19 protein-coding genes and 1 tRNA gene are annotated in these 18,900 nt (G+C 33.9%); 12 read left to right on the top strand and 8 right to left on the bottom strand.

The genetic code is table 11. The annotated features are described in order from the left end of the window. Window positions 1–100 precede the first annotated feature (100 nt). A complete protein-coding gene (locus HPY60_09740; protein NPV51460.1) occupies window positions 101–1,084 on the top strand; it encodes a hypothetical protein in 984 nt (327 codons plus the stop codon). Continuing rightward, window positions 1,081–1,848, top strand: coding sequence for an undecaprenyl-diphosphate phosphatase (locus HPY60_09735; GenBank protein ID NPV51459.1), 768 nt, complete (start codon window positions 1,081–1,083; stop codon window positions 1,846–1,848). The genes HPY60_09740 and HPY60_09735 overlap by 4 nt, the downstream gene beginning before the upstream one ends. Before the next feature lie 169 nt (window positions 1,849–2,017). Here the strand turns inward: HPY60_09735 and HPY60_09730 are convergent, their stop codons facing one another. Next, entirely contained in the window at window positions 2,018–2,590 is a 573-nt protein-coding gene (locus HPY60_09730) for a hypothetical protein (protein NPV51458.1), read from the bottom strand. A gap of 124 nt (window positions 2,591–2,714) precedes the next feature. Between HPY60_09730 and HPY60_09725 the strand changes: the two genes are divergently transcribed. Next, the gene (locus tag HPY60_09725; protein NPV51457.1) at window positions 2,715–3,365 is read left to right on the top strand and encodes an ArsR family transcriptional regulator; all 651 of its coding nucleotides are present in this window, start codon (window positions 2,715–2,717) and stop codon (window positions 3,363–3,365) included. A gap of 46 nt (window positions 3,366–3,411) precedes the next feature. Next, entirely contained in the window at window positions 3,412–4,851 is a 1,440-nt protein-coding gene (locus HPY60_09720) for a proline--tRNA ligase (protein NPV51456.1), read from the top strand. Here the strand turns inward: HPY60_09720 and HPY60_09715 are convergent. Then, entirely contained in the window at window positions 4,848–6,554 is a 1,707-nt protein-coding gene (locus HPY60_09715) for a tRNA uridine(34) 5-carboxymethylaminomethyl modification radical SAM/GNAT enzyme Elp3 (GenBank protein NPV51455.1), read from the bottom strand. The two genes, HPY60_09720 and HPY60_09715, sit on opposite strands and share 4 nt — an antisense overlap. Window positions 6,555–6,672: 118 nt before the next feature. Between HPY60_09715 and HPY60_09710 the strand changes: the two genes are divergently transcribed. Further along, on the top strand, window positions 6,673–7,545 hold the full coding sequence (locus HPY60_09710) for a hypothetical protein (GenBank protein ID NPV51454.1): 873 nt from the start codon (window positions 6,673–6,675) through the stop codon (window positions 7,543–7,545). After that, entirely contained in the window at window positions 7,545–8,360 is an 816-nt protein-coding gene (locus HPY60_09705) for a hypothetical protein (protein NPV51453.1), read from the top strand. The genes HPY60_09710 and HPY60_09705 overlap by 1 nt, the downstream gene beginning before the upstream one ends. Window position 8,361: 1 nt before the next feature. Here HPY60_09705 and HPY60_09700 read toward each other — a convergent pair whose 3' ends face one another. The 4 genes from HPY60_09700 to HPY60_09685 are packed head-to-tail and all read right to left on the bottom strand — an operon-like array spanning window position 8,362 to window position 12,036. Beyond that, a complete protein-coding gene (locus HPY60_09700) occupies window positions 8,362–8,652 on the bottom strand; it encodes a hypothetical protein (GenBank protein ID NPV51452.1) in 291 nt (96 codons plus the stop codon). Between the two features lie 56 nt (window positions 8,653–8,708). Next, window positions 8,709–9,374 (bottom strand): peptidylprolyl isomerase, encoded by a 666-nt coding sequence (locus tag HPY60_09695; protein ID NPV51451.1) that lies wholly within the window; start codon window positions 9,372–9,374, stop codon window positions 8,709–8,711. An 8-nt stretch (window positions 9,375–9,382) separates the two neighbouring features. Continuing rightward, a complete protein-coding gene (gene radA / locus HPY60_09690) occupies window positions 9,383–10,330 on the bottom strand; it encodes a DNA repair and recombination protein RadA (protein ID NPV51450.1) in 948 nt (315 codons plus the stop codon). After that, complete coding sequence (locus HPY60_09685) at window positions 10,330–12,036, bottom strand: DUF3127 domain-containing protein (GenBank protein ID NPV51449.1); 1,707 nt, start codon at window positions 12,034–12,036, stop codon at window positions 10,330–10,332. The genes radA and HPY60_09685 overlap by 1 nt, the downstream gene beginning before the upstream one ends. Before the next feature lie 152 nt (window positions 12,037–12,188). Between HPY60_09685 and HPY60_09680 the strand changes: the two genes are divergently transcribed. The 5 genes from HPY60_09680 to HPY60_09660 all read left to right on the top strand — a co-directional run bounded on the left by HPY60_09680 (window position 12,189) and on the right by HPY60_09660 (window position 14,769). After that, window positions 12,189–13,022: a hypothetical protein gene (locus HPY60_09680; protein ID NPV51448.1), complete on the top strand. Its 834-nt coding sequence runs from the start codon at window positions 12,189–12,191 to the stop codon at window positions 13,020–13,022. A gap of 144 nt (window positions 13,023–13,166) precedes the next feature. Further along, window positions 13,167–13,412, top strand: a complete 246-nt coding sequence (albA, locus tag HPY60_09675) for a DNA-binding protein Alba (GenBank protein ID NPV51447.1) — start codon at window positions 13,167–13,169, stop codon at window positions 13,410–13,412. Window positions 13,413–13,592: 180 nt separating this feature from the next. Next, window positions 13,593–14,018 carry an NUDIX domain-containing protein gene (locus tag HPY60_09670; protein NPV51446.1) on the top strand — a complete coding sequence of 142 codons (426 nt, stop codon included), beginning with the start codon at window positions 13,593–13,595 and terminating at the stop codon, window positions 14,016–14,018. A gap of 33 nt (window positions 14,019–14,051) precedes the next feature. Next, window positions 14,052–14,651 carry a hypothetical protein gene (locus HPY60_09665; protein NPV51445.1) on the top strand — a complete coding sequence of 200 codons (600 nt, stop codon included), beginning with the start codon at window positions 14,052–14,054 and terminating at the stop codon, window positions 14,649–14,651. A 33-nt stretch (window positions 14,652–14,684) separates the two neighbouring features. Next, a tRNA-Leu gene (locus tag HPY60_09660) sits at window positions 14,685–14,769 on the top strand. A 199-nt stretch (window positions 14,770–14,968) separates the two neighbouring features. Here HPY60_09660 and HPY60_09655 read toward each other — a convergent pair. Together HPY60_09655 and HPY60_09650 are read right to left on the bottom strand one after the other, a co-directional pair. Further along, window positions 14,969–15,301 (bottom strand): hypothetical protein, encoded by a 333-nt coding sequence (locus tag HPY60_09655; GenBank protein NPV51444.1) that lies wholly within the window; start codon window positions 15,299–15,301, stop codon window positions 14,969–14,971. A gap of 156 nt (window positions 15,302–15,457) precedes the next feature. Then, window positions 15,458–17,758 (bottom strand): hypothetical protein, encoded by a 2,301-nt coding sequence (locus HPY60_09650; GenBank protein ID NPV51443.1) that lies wholly within the window; start codon window positions 17,756–17,758, stop codon window positions 15,458–15,460. Window positions 17,759–18,068: 310 nt separating this feature from the next. On the opposite strand from HPY60_09650, the gene HPY60_09645 reads away from it, so the two are divergent. Further along, window positions 18,069–18,900 (top strand): restriction endonuclease subunit M (locus tag HPY60_09645; GenBank protein ID NPV51442.1); only part of this gene is annotated, 832 nt, incomplete at its 3' end.

Genomic DNA, 18,900 nt, shown 5'->3' with positions numbered 1-18,900 from the left:
GCCAGCATATATGGGATTCAAAAAAGGTGAAAGAGTGTATCTACCTTATGAAGAAGTTAAAAAAATAGGTGTTAGACCACCTAAAACCTAACTTTCCGCTTTGTTAAAACAATATTCTGAAGGGCGTCTGGCTGAAGATTACAATGCCCAAGAAGCTCTCGTTGAAGAAAAAATTGAGGAAAAATTAAAAGATGTTCCTAAAACAATTCCAAAGGAAGAGGTAGATAAAAGACACTTTGAAAAATTTAGAGTTCCAAAAAGGACTGAACTTCACCTTGACCATCTAAAATACTTAAAAGAGTTAGATATCCCAATGGACATCAAAGCAATATCTAATAATAGTAATGAAGTTCCTGCGGTATTACTTGCCATTGTAGATGCTTCTGACCAGATTAACTTCGAGTATATCAATGCAAGAGATCAAAGGGCTGAATGGTATTATCAGGATAACTTACCTTCAGTTTACATAAACGGAAAATACTTTAATGGGTCATTTTCTGAAGATGAAATCATCTATAGAATAAAAACTGAGAGATACATTATTGAAAATGTTAGCTTGGTAATAGATTACACAAGATGCATTGGATGTAATAATCAAAGTTGTAAAAAAGTATGCTCTGTTTTCAAGAAGATTCCAATCCTAGAAGAAGGATACGGAATATACCCCCTCTCAAATATTGGATGCTCACTTTGTGGTAAGTGTCTGATAGAGTGCGATAGAGGTGGAGTTTCATTTATTTTTGGAGAGAAACTTGTAACAGACTCTAATTTCAGTATTGAAATGATTAAGAAAAATAAAGAGTTAATTTCAACAATATACCCAGAAACAGTTATGCTTTTCCTTGAGAAGAATAAGAAACATTCGAACAGAGCTCTTAATTTCACCATTGCATTGTCATATCTATCTCATGGCAAACTTTCCTATCAGATAATTGATGTAGCTAAAAATCAAGAAGCAGTTTTAAAGAGAAAGATTGGAGCAATTCCATGCTTCTGGATATCAGAAAAAGTGCAAATTGCGGGTATGGTTTCTGAGGCATCTATTCTAGCATTTATACGAAAGATCTCAAAGTGGAAAGGATGAATATTCTCGAATTGTTCATAGTTGGGGCTATACAAGGATTTTTAGAATTTTTACCTGTTTCTAGTTCGGGTAATGTATCGTTAATTCTAATGAATTTTTTAAAAATCACTCCTTCAGAAAGTTTTTCGTTGTCTCTTTTTCTTCATTTGGGAACTCTTCTTGCAGTATTGGTATATTTCAGAAATGATCTGATGGATATTCTAAAAAATATCAAAACAAACAAGACGTCACATTTTTTAATTGTGTCTACTATCCTTACAGGTATTGCGGGCGTTCCAATATATCTCTTATTAAAATCCGTTTTAGAAAACATTCAAATAGACGTTGGGAATATTATTATTGGACTATTTCTTATTGCTACAGGTTTTATTTTAAAGTATAGGTCTAAATCTGGGTTTAAAAAAGTAGAAGATTCAAATATTTTGGACATGGCAATTACAGGTATAGCACAAGGGATTTCTATAATTCCAGGCATCTCGAGATCTGGTTCAACACTTGCAGTTCTTTTAGGGAGAGGATTTGATAAAGAAGAGGCATTAAGAATCTCGTTTTTGATGTCTATTCCGGCTATACTTGGCGGAATTGTTTTAGAAGCAAACGACATGACATTTGTAATTGGTACATTCCCTGCATTAATTAGTGCATTTATTACATCGATAATAGTAATTAAAGTGCTGTTAGAGTTTGCAAAAAAATTAAACTTTTCTTATTTCTGTATCGGACTTGGGGTAATTACAGTAATAATATCATTATTCATTCTTTAAACTAATTTTTATAATATCTCCTGATTTTAGATTCAAGATAGAATTTGCATTTCCAAGATATTTTGATATTTCTAGATGTCCTGAGGAAGAATACAAAGCAATCAAATCTAAATTTTTTCCTTCTTCGTAGTGGGTAAGGACTGGAATCCTATTATCTGATATTTCTATTTCAGCTACTAGGGCGTCCTTCTTTTTTTAGATTTAGAATAATGTTTCCAAATGAATCTACATATAAAACAGAGATAATTGCACAGCCTTTAGTTATTTCTTTCGTAAAGGGAAGTTTTATCATTTCATTGGTCTTTTCTAAAAAATCTGTATCGCCTATATCAAATAATGCAGCTGCAGGTCCAAAAATATCTCTTCCATGAAAAGTATGTGAGATATCGATTAATCCATATCTTGATAATTTTTGGGCTAGTTTTTCTAAATCTATTCTAAAAACATCTCCTTTGAGTAAAGATAAAACACCATTATCCGGACCAATAAATGTGTGGCCATCACAAAATAAAACAATAGGAACTCTTTCACTTCCCACGCCAGGATCAACTACAACAACATGTACAGTTCCTTTAGGAAAATAGGAATAAGAACTATATATTACATATGCGGCATCGTATATTGAATGTCTTTTTATTTTGTGAGTAATATCAACAATTTTAGCATCAGGATTTATTTTATATATTGGACCTTTCATTAAACCTGAATAAAAATCATCAAAATCTGTAACTAAAGATATCATGAATAAAAAAATAAAATGAAACTATTAAATCTAATCCTTAATCTAAAAAATGAAGCACTGAATTTTATAGATTAATTGCGAAACATTTAAATAAGTTAACTAATAGTTAAGTTATAGGGAAATTATGGCTACAACTGAAGAAATATTTGATATATTAGGTAATCAAACAAGGAGAATGATACTTGAAATGCTAGCTACTTCTCCGTGTTATACAACTGAGATAGCGGAGAGACTAGAAATAGGTCAAAAAGCCATAAATGAACATCTAAAAATAATGCAAGAATTAGGACTAATAGACCTTTTTATTCTAAAGCAGAAAAGGGGCAGTCCTAGAAAATATTTTAAAATAAAAGATAATATAAGAATGGAGCTTTTTGTTGCCCCCAGAGTCTTTGATGCTTCTATTAAAACTGAAGAAATTGATTTAGAGTCAATATTCGAAAGATACCCCGAATACAAAGCATTCTACGAAGAGATTAAATTTGATTCAGACATTAGAATTCTTAGTAGATTAAAGGAAAATCTAGATTATCTTAAAAATGAGTTAGCTGAAATTGACAATGCAAAAGCTTTCATAGAGAGATCGATTTCTGAAGTAAAAGAAAAAATGTTAACTACTTTTGAAGAACTTAATCTTGGAGAAAAAGAAAAAAAAGTACTTATAGAGATTGTATTAAAAGAATCTCATTCTCCAAAAGATATTGCTTCTAGCCTTAACTTAGAGCTAGAAGAAGTAGTTGAATCAATAAATAAACTAAAGGAAAAAGGATTATAGGATAATTTTTTAAATTACCTTAATCTAACTCCAGCAGGTGCTATTGATGGCCGAAGATCTTGGAGTTACCATCTCTAGAGATGAAGATTTTTCAGAGTGGTACAATCAAATTGTTGTAAAAGCAGGTCTTGCTGATTATTCACCCATTAAGGGATGTATGGTGATAAAACCATATGGTTATGCAATATGGGAAAGCATTAGAGATTATCTTGATAAAAGAATAAAGGAAACAGGACATGAAAACGCCTATTTCCCTTTATTTATTCCTGAAGAATTTTTTGAAATGGAAAAGGAGCATGTTGAAGGATTTACGCCTGAAGTTGCGTGGGTAACCCATGGTGGCGACACCCCTCTTGAAAGAAAACTTGCCATTAGACCAACATCTGAAACTATAATGTATTCGATGTATGCAAAATGGATAAGGAGTTGGCGTGATCTCCCTCTATTAATTAATCAATGGGCAAATGTAGTTAGATGGGAAACAAAAATGACAAAACTATTCATAAGAACAAGAGAATTCTTATGGCAAGAGGGCCATACAGCTCATGCAACAAAGGAAGAGGCTGAAGAAGAAGTAAAAAAAATGCTTGATGTTTATAGAGAACTAATGGAAGATATATTGGCAATTCCAACAATCCCTGGATATAAAACAGACAACGAAAAGTTTGCAGGTGCTGTGTACACTATGACAGTTGAGTCCTTAATGGCTGATAAAAAAGCTATGCAGGCAGGAACTTCTCATCTATTAGGGCAACATTTTTCTAAAGCTTTTAACATAACGTTTGAAGACAAGGATAAAGAAAAAAAGTATGTCTGGCAAACATCATGGGGAATGACAACTAGGACAGTAGGGACACTTGTAATGGTTCATAGCGATAACAAAGGACTAATTCTACCTCCAAGAGCTGCTCCAATTAAAATTGTTATAGTTCCAATTATATTCAAAGAGGGTAAGGAAGAAGTCCTCAGTAGATGTAAGGAAGTTCAAGAACTTCTTGGAAAGAAATACAAAGTCAAATTAGATGACAGAGAAGGATATACTGCAGGTTTCAAATTTAATGAATGGGAATTAAAAGGAATTCCAATTAGAATAGAGATAGGTCCAAGAGATGTAAAGGAAAACAAAGTTGTCGTTGTAAGACGTGACAACTCTCAAAAAATCTTTTTATCAATGGAAAATCTTAGCAGAGAAATAGATTCAATTCTTGAAGATATCCAGAATACTCTTTTTTCAAATGCCAAAGAGTTTCTAAGAGAAAATACATTTTTACCAAAAAACTACAAAGAATTATCAGATATATTGAACAATCAAAAAGGAATGGCAAAAGTTAGTTGGTGTGAAAGAGGTTGCTGTGAGGAAAAAATCAAAGAAGAAACTGGTGCAACTTCATGTTGCATACCTCTAGATCAAAATGGATTAGAAAAGAAATGTATTGTTTGTGGAGAAGAAGCAAAGAAAGTTATCTTATTTGCCAAACATTATTAAAGATTCTTTGACATGTAAGGCCCTTCTTTTTTATATTTAAATTTTCTATAATATTCTCTTGCGCCGATTCCAGAAATAATTACCATCTTTTTTAGATCTAACTCTTCTTTTGCGATTCTTTCAGCTTCTAGTAGTAATTTTTTGCCATATCCTTGGTGTTGCCAGCCTGATTCCTTTTTATCCCCTATACGAATTAGACCACCATAAACATGAAGTTCCCTTATGATTCCTGTTGGGGATCTATATATCTCTTTTCTATGGGCATGCTCTGAAGGTTTTCTTAATCTAACATAACCTATCAGTATGTCTCTTTTAATATCTTCAAAACTGATAAAATACTCTAATCCTTCCGATGCTTCATATCTTTCGTTTAACAATTTAATGTCTTCAAGTTCAGGAAATATACCTTCCTTGTGAGCTTTTCTTCCAACTTCCCTACATCTAACACATTTGCATTGAATATTTCTTTTCTTTAGTTCTTCTTCAATCATTTGCCCAAGATTAGAACGTTTAACACCAGCTTGCACAAGAGTTGATGGGATATCTCTTTGGATTCTCATCGTTCTTACCCATTTTGGCATGAATTCTTTTATCTTTAGGATAAGTTCCATCGCTTCTTCAGTTGTATAGGGTACATATTCACCTTTTTCCCACATATCATATAGTTCTGTTCCTTCAAGGACAAGGCATGAATAAAATTTTACCATGTCCGGCATGAATTGTTTATCTGAGAATATAGTTCTAAAAGTATCGATATCTTTTTCAAATGAAGAGCCCGGTAATCCAGGCATCATGTGATAATTAATTTTAAATCCAGCATCCTTTAATATACGGGTTGCTTGGATCACATCAGAAACGGTATGCCCACGATTTACTTTTTTGTATATTTCATCGGAAATAACTTGGACACCGAGTTCAACTCTTGTACCCCCGTAAGAAAGCATCCTGTCACAATGAATTTCTTTTGACCAGTCAGGCCTTGTTTCAAAAGTCATCCCTATGCATCTTATTTTGGATTTTTCATTAGTCTTTTGTGCTTTATCCAAAGTTAATGGTTCATTTTCTATAACATATGATGCAAAATCGGATGAAGGGGTATATTTCCCAAATCTATTTTCAAGAGAATTGTTAATAAAATTGATATCATACATACTATCAAGGCTTTTTTCATCAGCTTCTGGATCAAAGTAATTCATTGCGTTTAAGCATTCTCTAATAAAATATTCCTGATAATCAAAAGATTGTGAAGGAAATGTTCCTCCCATGATGATAAGTTCGACTTTGTCTATTTCATGGCCTGTATTATAAAGCTGTTTTAATCTATGAAATGTCTGGAGAAAAGGATGAAATCTAAAGCTAAGAGCCCTCATTGTAGCCGGCTCTTTTCCCGTATAGCTTTGTGGGGTATTAATTGCATCGCCAGGACAATAAACACATCTCCCATGTGGGCATTTACTTGGTAACGGCATAACGGCTATAACTGCAACCCCTGACATTGTCCTTATTGGCCTTTTAATTAGAATACTAACAAATTCCTCTTTTCTCTCTGATAAGTATTCAAGAATATCTGAATTTCTGGGAGTTTTATTTAGATTAAAAGCAGCAGCAATTTCTGATTTTTTTAATTCAAGTTGTCGAGAATTTTTTATTTTTCCTTCCAAGAATTCTTCAGAAATCTTTTTACATGCCCCTTTATAGTCCATAATATCTAATTAATTAACATATTATTAAAATTGACTGTTTCATTTTCTGAAACTTTCATTAAAACCGTTTCAAGATAATCCTTTTATATTGTTTCAAACAAGTAATAATGTGGTAAAAATGAATAAAACAGTGAAAATATCTTTGCTAATCATGATACCAACGTTGCTCATAGCAACAATACCCATTAGTGTACTTTCTGAAGACTATGACACTGCCACGGCTTCTGCGATTTTATATCTTGAAAAGATTGATCCAGAAAATCCATACCTCCTACTTGCAAAAGATACTATTGCTACTAATCCTAAGATGTCAGTTAATTTTGCATTGAAGGGTATAATTGAAAGTAAAAAGGGAGAAAAAGAGGAAAATTTGAATAAAGCTCTGGAAATAATGAGTTCTCTTAAACTAATACCAGAAGATAGGAAAGACATGTTCAATATCTTATTCTTTGAATATAATCTTACTCGATCACAAAAATACATTGAGGATTCTACCAAAACTTCTAATCTTAGGTATATTGCAAATTCAGAGGAATATCTCAAACAGGCAAATGAGGACTTTAATCAGAGTAAAGGAAATGGAGTAGAGGAGACAAGAACTAAACTTAAGTCCATCTCTGATATTTATATGAATAAATCATCTAACTACTCTAATCTTTATAGAGAAATGGCATTGATATCTTATGAAAAAAACAGATATCTCGCAACGACACTCTTTGCAATTTATTCTATAAATGATAATCGGGGATTTGATGAATCTTTAGACGTGATTTTAACAAGATTTGAAAGCGAATGGAACTCTTTCTTTGGCTCAGACGCTTTCAAAGATTCGCCTTTTAGCCCAGAGTCTCTCAAAGAACTTCAAAGTAAAGCAATTAGATATAGAGAGGAAGGAAACGAAGATTTTGCTAATGTCATAACAGACTACATAAAATTCCAAGCAGTTTCCTATACAGAATTTATTAATGCTATTGAGGAGGGAGGACTTTAATGGCAGAAGAAGCAAGATGGAAAAAATATTCCAGAAGATGGGAAAAGAAAGCTAGAGATTACAAACAAAAAAAAGATGAACTAGAATCCAAATTTAATTCCATCAGCCAGGAAAATGAAAATCTTAAAAAAGAATTAATTTCTACAAGAGAAGAAAGAGATAAAGTTAAAGAAAGTTACAAAGAAGTTGAAAAAAAAGGAGAGTTTGGCACAGTTGCCATAGCAGTGATTCTGATTCTTGGTATTCTCTTTGCGGGTTCAGTTGCAGGTTTGGCATTTCTTTACAACTCTAATTTGGCTTTAACTTCAGCTAACTCAGACCTTACGGTGGAAGTTTCATCATTAAAAGGTCAGATTTCAAAACTTCAATATGAAAAAAGTTTGTTAGAATCTGAGAAAAGCGGTTACCAGATTGAAATAACGGATATTGAAAAAGAATTAGAAAAAGTAAAAGGAGACAGTGATGCAACTATAAGGCTACTCCAAAGGGAAGTTTTATCACTAACATCAAAAGTATCAAGACTTGAGTCAGACATTAATGCAAAAGAAGTTACTATTGCATCCCTACAGAATCAACTTGCAGAGTGTGAATACCGCAATAGATGCTTTACCGTTAGTATAACTCCAACTTCAAGAACTGGAACTACAGGTGCTGACCAATCCTTAAGTTATACAATGTATGTCAATTTCTCAGGATATGGATGTGGAAGAAGAATTGAAATCCCAATAACACTAAACTATGATTTCAACACCTCAGGCACTAATACAGATACATTTGGACTTCAAGCTTCATCTGGAAACTGGTGTTGTAACTAGATTATCGAATATATTTATCTCTTTTTTCACTTATTTTTTTACCATAAAAAATAGGTCGTTTATCTAATTGTTTTTCTTTATTTTCTAATCTTTTTGAATATCCGACATGTCCTATTGTATAAACTAGTACAAAAAATATAATGAATAGGATAGAGTTAATTAAAAGAAGTTCGACCATCTTTTCAGCATAGATTCCATTAATAATTTCCCTGATAGATACGCCAATAAAAGAAATAATATATGTAAAAGTAGGTATTTCAACTGATATCATTAAAGCTTTTATTTTATCCATATATCTCACACTAGCGCATATATAAGAATAAATAGTGGATAAATAAAAACAAGAAATTAATCAAGAAAACTGATAGATACCTCTTTTATCTCAGGAATATATGTGGAAATGTCTGATTTAATAAATTCCTCAAGAGATGATCTGTAAGGAGGATTTATACCTTTAAGTCCAATATTAACTTTTTCATCTTCAATGCTAATAGTTTGAAACAAAACATCAATACCTGGAGCCCTGACTTTCAAAATAGCATTAATTTTATCAGTTGAATCCTCAATTTTTTTAAGAACTGTTACCTCATATAGGAGAGTTTTTCCTGACAATGGATGATTAAAGTCTAGTTTGACCCTTCCGCTAGAAACGCTTCTTACTGTGGCCCAGTGCCCGTTGATTTCTATTTTTAATCCAGCTCTTGGGAATATACCATGTTTTTTAAAATCGTTTAAGTGCATTATTTGTAAAAGAGAAGAATCTCTTTTTCCAAATCCTTTTTCAGGAGAAATATCAAAAGTTTTAGTTTCGCCAACTTCTATATCTAAGAGGGATTCGTCCAATCCTTTTATGACATGACCTGCCCCTACAATTACCTGAATAGGTTCATATTTATTTCCCTCATTATAAACATTGGCTTGTTTTGCTTTTGTTTCGTCTGTAACGTCAAATATTTTACCTGTTTCTTTGATCTTTCCAACATATTGTATTTCAACAAAATCTCCGTTTTTCAATGTATCACCTATTTGTCTTCGATTCCGTTTTCAGTTACAAAGAATATTGCTTCGCCCTCCGGTAAATTTGGAGAGTCAACGAGTCTAGCTATTCTTTGTCCGCCTTTTCCTTTTCTTAAATATAGTCTAATCGTAGATGAGTGACCAAGGATATGTCCTCCGATTGGCCTTGTGGGATCACCAAAAAAAGCATCAGGCTTAGCTGAAACTTGATTTGTAACAAATACACAAACATCATGATTAGATGCAATACTATGTAAAGTCCTTAAATGCCTTGCGAGTTTTTGCTGTCTTTCAGCCAAAGTTCCTCTCCCGACATATTCAGACCTGAATGAAGAGGTAAGAGAATCAACTACAAGTAATTTTATTTTTTCTGCTTCAATTAATTCTACTGTTTTTTCAGTCAGAAGCATCTGATGATCAGAATTAAATGCTCTTGCGACCCTTATTTTGGCCATGACTTCTGTTGGATCTAAACCCGCGCCTTTTGCCATTTGAATAATTCTCTCAGGTCTGAAGGTACTTTCTGTATCAATAAATATGGCCCCTCCGTCAAGACCTCCTTTTTCAATAGGAAGTTGTACGTTTACACAAAGTTGGTGGGCTATTTGACTTTTTCCCGAGCCAAATTCTCCAAAAGCCTCGATTATAGCCTGAGTTTCAAATCCTCCGGCTATTAATTCATCAAGTCTTTTGCTCCCTGAAGTAATTTTACCAATAAATTTTCGTTTTTCTAAAAGTTCATTTGCTGTTATAAATCCACCTACGTCAGCTGCTTCTCTCGCAGCTTCAATTATTTTTGAGGCGGAGCTCTCACCAATTTCTGCAATTTCAAATAATTCTTTTGGTGAAGCTACAGCTATTGACTCCACAGTTCTAAATCCGGCCTCTCTTAACTTTTCTGCAGTCTTAGGCCCTATACCTGGAAGATCTTCAAGATCCTTTATTTTCTCCATTAAATCACCATAAAGATATCTTTTGCCTTGGAAGCAGGATTAATTTCCTTAATCTCATACCCATAAAACTCTTTCAAGTTATTATTATCGTAAATTCTGGCTTTAATATCGTATTCCTTCCAAGGTTGTACTTCTTTTTTAATCTTACCTCTGATATTACCATATCCATCATCACAGACGACAATATAACCATCCCCTTCGTTTACAATATGTTTTATAATAGGGCTAATTATACAATAATCGTTGTTTGATAATTCATCGATAGTTTTGAAGGGAGGATTCATAATATCTTCTAAAGTTGGAACATCATAATTTCCTTTTTCGATTGAAGTTGATTTAATAAATAAAACGTCGGAATCCTTTTCAAGTGCTCCAACAACTTTAACAGCATCACCAATACTAAAATTCTTGTTTGTAATCTGACTCAAAGAAACTGGAACATTGCCAGATTCGTCAACAATGACTAAGAAATCTCCTTCAATACTGTTAATTCTAGCTAAAACATTAACGGCTTCAGATAAACCATAATCAGCAATTTTCTTTTCATCTATTTTTTCTTCAGATTTAAGAGATTGTATTCTTGAACCAAGACCTAGATGTGCTTCGAGACCATTATTGTATCTTATATTACAAGATTCAATTCTTACTTTAGTACCAGGAACTAAAGTAACTAAATAGTCAGTTTTATCATCCCATAAAACAATCTTTAATTCATGCCCGTCATCACTTAATAAAAATCTACCGACTTTTCCTGTTCCACTATCTCTATTGAAAGTCCTAATGTCGTATACTTCTTTGACATACCCCTCAATGTTTATGCCCCTCATGTTTTCTTTAACATCTGGTAGAGATACATTTGTTGATTCTGACTTAGGGATATCTTCTCTTTCAGCTTTTTCAGGGACAATATTAGAAGAGAAACCAAGATTTATTTCAACTGAATTTAATCCCATTTTTGAGTAAGCATTTTCAATAGTAATAATATCATTTTTAACAAGTGAATTAAGCAATTCTGCTTTTTTATCCCATAAGGTAACTCGTATTTCTCCTGTATCGTCCATTATTACAAAACTTCCGACTTTTCCTATAGAGCCGTCTTTTTTAGCAAATTCTCTTATGCCATAGATCGCAGAAACCCTGCCAGTTATATCGATATTACTCATCTTGTCTTCAATGTCTCTAATTTTTAGTTTAACGTAATTTATAGGCGGATAATCGGGACTATCTTGGCCACTGGATATAACACCGTCTTTTCCAAGACTTATTTCAAATTCATTGTTAAGACCTTTTCGCAAATATCCATTTCTAACAGTGACAACATCGCCCCTCTTAAATTGCTTAAGCTTATCTATCTGATCGTCCCAAAAAACTATCCTAATGCTTCCAGTCTTATCAGCAATTACAATGTTCTGAACCTTTCCTTCAGTTCCTGTCTTTCTCTGGAAGGTATTAACATCAAAAATTCTCATTATTCTGCCGCTTATATCGACATGTTGCATGCCTTCGTTTATATCAGAAATAAAAAAATGTTTTTTTTCTTTATGAATTTCTTCAATGTTTATCCCTAGTTCTCCAGCAATTAGAAGTAATGCCCCTTCCTCCGATAACAATCCACCAACAGATTGAATTTTTTTATCAATTCTTTCTTTTAGTTCGTTTTCAGAAATTGTTTCTAATAGTCTTTCATAAAGAGCTTCCGCTGTCATAGAATACCAGAAAGATTAATTTTTTGGTGTTTATAAAATTTGGGGTATGTTTATGAATAATTAAAAATATAATTCCAGTTATTGAAAACTGAAAATTATAAATTTATATTATTAAAAGAAAGATTTTTAAACTATAATGGGTTACGATGTTTATGAATATCAATAAAAAGTGGATATTCATAGTAATAGCGGCAATTTTGATAGTTGGATTATTGTATATAGGCCAAGATACAATATTCAATTTCAAGAAAAATCCTAAAATATCAGCGGGGATTGATGTTTTATCTTCTAAAATGCTAATTACTAATGAAGAGATCGGAGTTCTAAATTTAGAAAATACAGGTAAGAGTAATGCTATTGAAATAAAAGTTGATGAAGTTTCACCTTTTACTGTAACTTTCGAGTCTGAACCTCCATTACTCTTAGAGAATGGGAAGACTTCCATTATCAAATTTAAAATAGTTGCTGAAAAAGAAGTACTAAAACTTTCTGAATCAAGGAAAAACATACCATTGGAATTTAAAATTTCATATAAGAACAATGAAGGCATTGCCATGAATCCTGTTACGGTCGAATCTACTATTCAAGTATATAGGCCTAAATTTGAAATTAAAAAAATTGATTTAGGTGGGATTCTAAAAACAGAGTTATCTCTAAAAAATGACCAAAACGGACTCCTAATGATGGATATTGAATCTGATCAAGTTTTTAGAGAAGGAGAATACTGGATAGAATTTGCGTCTGATTATCCTGATCTAGAGGTAGAATCTGTTGATAAATATCCTTCTGAGCAGATATATGGTGGGTATAAATTCACTTTTCAAGATATTCTTCCTGCAGATAAAAGAATTTCAAAATCATTTTTAATAAAGTCAAAAGTTTCTCCAGGCAGTTATGAAACTAAATTTACTATAAACATAAAAATATTTTGGAGAGGTATATTACTTGATCAAGAAAATGTCAAGGTAGTGGTATTGGATATATAGGAGATAACTTATTTATTTTATAGATAAATTTAATGAATTATTTGAAATGTTGCGAAAATAACCAAAAAGTATTTAAATAGGCAACGAAACTTTTTCATGCTAGTTCTCTAGCGTTTTACAATGAACAATGATTAGAGGGATATTATGGATGTACTCGTAGGAAAGAAAAAGGCAATGGCATATGTTCTTGCTATAGTCACTGGATTTAATGCTGGTGAGAATGAGATAACCATAAAAGCTAGGGGAAGAAGTATATCTACTGCTGTGGATACTGCGGAAATAGTAAAAAGCAGATTTGTTCCCGAAGCAAAAATTACCAATATTAAGATTGGAACAGAGCAAGTTGAACAGAGAGCAGTAAGTACTATCGAAATAACGATGAAAAAATAAAATTCCTTGAGGGATATAATGGGCAAAAGGCCACGAAAATGGAAAAAGAAAGGCAGAATGCGCTGGAGACACGTTAAGAAGAAAATGAGAAGAATGAAAAGAAAAGCTAGAAAGCAATAAATTCATTCTTTTGCCCCAGTTTATAGATACTTTTTTTAATAAAGTTTATTTCTTTCTTTTATGAAAAGAAAAGACATAGTTACCTCATTTTTATTCAAGGATGGGAAGATCCTCCTTCTTAAAAGAAGCAATAAAGTCGGCACTTTTAGAGGTAAATGGGCAGGTGTTTCAGGATTTATTGAAGATGAGAATAGCCTTGAAGCTGCTCTAAGAGAGATAAAAGAAGAAACTGGTGTTGATAGTAAATATTTAGAATTGTTGAAGATTGGGATCCCATTTGATATTCAGGACATTGTTAATGATACTATATGGTCAATTAATCCTTTTCTTTTTTTATTTAAAGGAGATGAAATAAACATAGATTGGGAGCATGACACTTTTGAATGGATATACCCAAATGAAATGGATAATTATGATACTGTTACTGATCTTAAAAAGACCTTATTTAATCTTATAGAAGATTCTGGAGTAGAGAGTATTGATTGAAAACCTTAAATTCTAATAAGTAGTATCATAGTTATGAGAAAAGTTGAAGCTCTGCCTTATACCGTTGAAGAAAGTATAAAGAAGGTAAATATGGCTTTGGGTAAGGCCAATATTGAATATTATACTGCGGGCAGGGAATTTTATATTAATGAAGACCTCCTTCTTAGCGAAAATCTAGAAGGCCATGATAAATCATTTATAGATAAAATAAAGGATTACCTAAGAAATGAGATTGAAGCGAACTATGCAATGATTTCATTTGACAATGCCCCTGATGGATCTTATATGGTGATAGAATACAATAATCATGCTACTTTTTTAGCTCTTGCCAAAATTTTTAGTTTGAAACCTGAAGATGAAATTATAGAAGAAACTCCAAAAATTGAAATCGAAGATACAAAACTAGAAAGAGAATTAAGAATAATAAACAAGGATATTTCTGGGGAAGATATTGAGTTTGAAGATGAAGAAGCTGACGAAGAGGAATATGAATATATCACTTTTGGTGAAAGAAATTGCAGAGTTTGTGGTTCTGTTATAAGAAGAATTACAGTACATGACAAGGATGGAAAATTAAGAGATGGATACAAATGTATCAACACAAACTGCCTAAAGATTTATATTATCAGGTAATTTTATAAAAGATACACTTTGATATTTTTCTAGGCGGGGGTTGCCGAGCATGGTCTAAGGCGCCGGACTTAAGATCCGGTGACGCAGGTCTTCGAGGGTTCGAATCCCTTCCCCCGCACACTTTCTTTTGATTCTGGTGAATTTTAGATAGATTTTAGAGTTTTATGATGAATTTTTAGTGGGTTTTGGATGTTTGTTTAATTTCTAGTTTTTCACTATTTTTAGGCCTTAAGTCACCGGATGTTTGTATAAGTGCCTTAAGGAAAATAGGGCATTTCAGATAAATACTTAACGATAAAACTAATTTGGCCCTAAAATCAAGCTTCGTTTTTATTTGCCTTATCCATATCATTAATTGCTTTGCTCTTCCATAAAGAAAAGATCAGGAAATTGGTATAGGTCATTGATTTGGTAAGATCTTTATCACATTCAGTACATAACATCTCAAAAATTGGCCCTAAAATTGAGAGGCTATCTGAAACATATAGCACGAACTCATAATTCCAGCATGGATCTTCGCCATATTCTAAGATCGCATACCTTCCTTTCTCGCCAGCAATATTCTCTATCGTTTCGCCTTTATCAGCCTCTATGAGCGTGTATCCGTAGATTAATCTCACGCCTGGTATGTCACTATCCCCTACATACACCCTGTACTCGATGAGATTCCTTGCTATTTGCTCACCTTCTTCTCTTCCATGACGCTTATGACGGTTTTATGCCAATTTACAAAACTTTTAAAGTAAATTCCTCTACTATAAGTTTTAAAGGAAAAAAGCGTCATAACCGTCATAGTGTCATAGGATCTAGTTAGCAGGGTAATCACCCTTGTAGCTCTTCTGCAAAAGCTCAAACCTAGACTTATTGATCTCTATGCCTTCCCAGTATCTTCCGTCAAACTCCCTTGATTTCTTAAGGCCAAGTTGGGACAATCTTCTGCCAAAGGACTGCTGCGATATAGTTTCAGTTCTCATGCAATAGCAATAAGTTCTATAAGCAGCGTATAGCTCTCCTGCTGGGATCTTATTTACCACACCAATATTACATACATCATCAAGAAAGTCTTTCAACGGGTCCATCTCATCCTTGTATTCAGTGTTTGCGAGGACAACAATCTCTGGAGGATTCAACCCTTCCGAGAGCCACTTCATGCATCCTTTTATGACCCAGTTCAGGATGCCAGGAAGCTCACTATCGAGCTTTGCTTCCAAGGTTTTGTCCCTCTTCTCGTTTGGTACACGATAGTTGAAGGGGATGGTCATGAGCCTACGCCATATGGCAAAGTCGCTGCCTCTAATCGTAGGCTTGTTGTTTGAGATCATCCAAAGCTTGAACTTCGGAGCAAAGTCAAATATCTCCCCATATAGGAATCTGGCGGTGAGGCCTTCGTGCCCTGTAACCCTCTTTATGAAGTCTTCATCCAGGTATTTGCCTTCTGCAATCTCTGATGATCTTACAAATCTAGCCCCCTTTAGCCTTGCAACATCATTTTTAGGGCCTCCGTCAAACTTCTTGTCCATGAAGGTGGAAGGGTCCGCATCCTTGGCATACTCGCCGAGCATAGTCATGATAATGTTAAGAAAGGTGGTCTTACCATTCTGGCCCAGGCCGTGGAGAAAGAAAAGGACCTGCTCACGATCATCGGAAGTCATGCTGTACCCAATGGCCTTCTGTATGTAATCTATTAGCTCCTCGTTTCCCTCAAAGATCTCATGGAGGAAATTCTCCCACAATGGACATTTTGCATCCGGATCATACTTCACATTGGCAAGCTTTGTGATGAACTTCTCCTTCAGGTGATCTTCAGAGAACTCCCCTGTCCTAAGATCTATTATGCCGTTTTCAACATTCAGGAACCACGCATCTTGATCAAGATCATCCGGGGATATTGGCAGCTCATTTGTTGCAAGCTTTACAATTGATTCAATGCGATAGGAGCTTTCTGATAAGAATGCCCATTTTGATATTTCGCCTTTTTTGGAATAATCCTGCTCTATTGCAGCCTCGGCATTTATGCTCCTTACGGTGTCCTTGGCGAGCCTGTATATGGCACCGCTATCGTCCTTTAGCCAACGTTTTCCATCCCAGACTATCCACTTCTTCCAGAGGTGGCAGTACCTTATGACATCCCCATAGTGGTAGATCAATCTTTCAGAGTTTCCAAGGTCGGTCATGGCAAATGTGTTCTTTGGGAAGTCTGTCGTTATCCTGTCCACTTCCCCCTGGTCAAGAGGCACCTCGCACTGTGTTTGATTGATTTTTGATATTGTATCCCTTACTGTCTCTTGCGAAAGACCCCTGTTTCTCAATACTCCGGATATCCTTGTGAGCTCAGAATTCCTCTTCCCTAAAGGTATCCTTGTTTCTTTGGCCCTATCTTTAGCTTCTTTCTCTGAAAGCATCTCTGATAGCCATTTTGGCGTATCCTCTAAATCAGCTTCAAGGATTGATTTTTCCCATGTATAGGTCTTACCAGAGGCATGAATGCTAGGAGGCGCAACAATAATCCCTCCCTCGCACCTTACATCAACACCTGGAAGTATTCCAACATAAGTACCAAAGATCCTATTGGCCCTAAAGTAGTAGTGCTTCCCTCGGCTAGACCTTGCAATTGCTGTGTTCATTGGCATGTCTTTTGATGCTATCTTTAGCGATTGGCGCCCCTCTTCCCCGTCAATGTCCAGTACCAGGAGCCTATTGATTGAACCTGTGACAATGCCGATGTTGGCATTGGGCCACTGGCTCCACCACCTGTCTATCTCGCTTAATGTTACCTTTTCAATTTGATATTTTTTCCAAGGAATAATAGATATCTTGCCCTTTTCTCTAAGCGGAATTACATTGAGGCCAAAGTAGAAATATTTAATGGCTTGATCAAAGAGAGAATTCATGCATACATACTCAGGCACTTCATCGTATCTCCTAGCAAAACCGTTCTTGAGCAATATGTCAAAGGCCTTGGCTGCAGATTTGGGAACATTAACTATCTGGCCTTCGCTGTAAGGGCCATATGATCTTCCATCATCTCCAATAAACTCCTCAATATCAGAAAGTATTTCTATAAGAAAATCAGAATCAGGCTCTTTTTTAGGATCTTCATCAGTCATTTTAACACCAGTAAGTATCAAATAAGCCTATGGCGGTGACTATATGGTTTTACAGAGAAGGATGGAATTTCAAAAAATAGATCTATATTGCATTTTCAAATTAATGTAATTTTAAGGCCAAAGCCAAACTAATAATTACTGCAAAGGGGATATTTTTCCATATTAATTATACTTGCAGAATAAGAGCTAATTCTTAAGGCCAAATTAGAGGGCGATAGTTTTAAGGGTAATTTTCTTTTTCCTATTTGACAAAAAGAAAAGGTTATAATAAGAGATGAATATTTTCTAAATAATAGAGGGGGAAATCGATATGGTAAAAGAAGGGTATATTATAGATTATATTTCTGGGCTGGAAGTTAAAGCAACACCCGAAGAACTAGAGGCTGTTCAAGTTTTCTCAAAGCAATTAGTTGAAGATTATGGCTATCCAAAAAAAAATATACAAACAAGACCTCAATATAGGGTAAAAGTTAGACCTTCAGATACAAACAAAGAATATCCTGTTGATATATCAGTATTTAGTTCAGATACAAAAAATGATGATAATTCATACATTATTGTTGAATGTAAAAAAAAGAATAGAAAAGATGGGAAATCCCAATTACAAGATTATTTAAGATTTTCAAAGGCAAGTTTGGGTGTTTGGTTTAATGGAGACGAAAGACTATTTCTTAGAAAAATTGAGAGAGATGGCAGAATTTATTTTGAAGACATCCCTAACATACCTAAATTTGGGCAAAGAGTAGAAGATATTGGGAAGTTCAAAAGAAAGGATCTTAAACCCACTCATAATTTAAAAGCAACTTTTAAGGCAATTAGAAATCATTTGGCAGCAAATACAGTGGGGGCTACAAGAGATGAAGTTTTAGCTCAACAACTAATCAATCTAATTTTCTGTAAAATATATGATGAAAGATTCACAGAACCTAATGATATTGTTACTTTTAGAGCGGGAATAGATGAGGATGCTAAAAAAATAAAAGATAGAATTTTAGATCTTTTTGAAAAAGTAAAAAGAAAATACAAAGAAGTTTTAGATGAAAATGATAACATTACTCTGGATGCGAATTCTGTGGCTTATGTAGTGGGTGAATTGCAAAATTATTGTCTTATTGAAGCAGAAAGAGATATTATAGCTGATG

This window comes from Methanofastidiosum sp. (genome assembly GCA_013178285.1).
Classification (GTDB): Archaea; Methanobacteriota_B; Thermococci; order Methanofastidiosales; family Methanofastidiosaceae; genus Methanofastidiosum.
This window is presented reverse-complemented; position numbering and strand designations above follow the sequence as displayed.